General features: G+C 46.3%; 1 protein-coding gene and 1 pseudogene. Both read left to right on the forward strand.

The window, feature by feature from the left end:
• Window positions 1-330, forward strand: a pseudogene (gene vmeJ / locus R7Z49_RS26215) (multidrug efflux RND transporter periplasmic adaptor subunit VmeJ); the annotation flags it as partial.
• 9 nt (window positions 331-339) lie between these two features.
• Window positions 340-605: efflux RND transporter permease subunit (locus R7Z49_RS26220; protein ID WP_318112590.1), on the forward strand; the 266-nt coding region annotated here is incomplete at its 3' end.

Genomic DNA, 605 nt, shown 5'->3' on the forward strand with positions numbered 1-605 from the left:
GAAATCGAAATAGATAATCGTAATTCGCTCATCCCTGCGGGGATCAGTGCGGAAGTGCAGCTCCCTTTGAATGAAGTGCTAGCGATTAAAATTACCGCTGCAATGTTGGCGTTAGATGAAGAAGGGAATTTAGGTGTCAAAATACTGCAAGATGAACACGTTAAGTTTGTTCCTATCCAGTTAGTCAAAGCAGAAGAAGATGGCGTTTGGTTATCTGGGCTTGGCGAGCAAGCGGACATCATTGTATTAGGACAGGGGTTTGTTCGTGATGGCGATACCGTGATTGCGAATAAAGTCGGTGATGTCGCTACCGATGCGGCCGAAAAATAGGGAGGCAGCATGTTTAGCATAATTGACGCTGCGTTATCCCGATCAAGAACGATGTTGACCTTGTTGGTGATGATCCTCATCGCAGGGGTCATTACTTACGTCACCATCCCAAAAGAATCTAGTCCCGATATCACTATTCCTATCATTTACGTCTCTGTTGGGCATCAAGGCATTTCTCCAACTGATGCTGAGCGTTTACTGGTTCGTCCTATCGAACAAGAACTGCGCTCAATTGAAGGGGTGAAAGAGATGACATCGGTTGCCTCCGAAGGCCA

Origin of the sequence: Vibrio sp. 1562, assembly GCF_033340155.1 — a bacterium.
GTDB classification, from domain to species: domain Bacteria; phylum Pseudomonadota; class Gammaproteobacteria; order Enterobacterales; family Vibrionaceae; genus Vibrio; species Vibrio alginolyticus.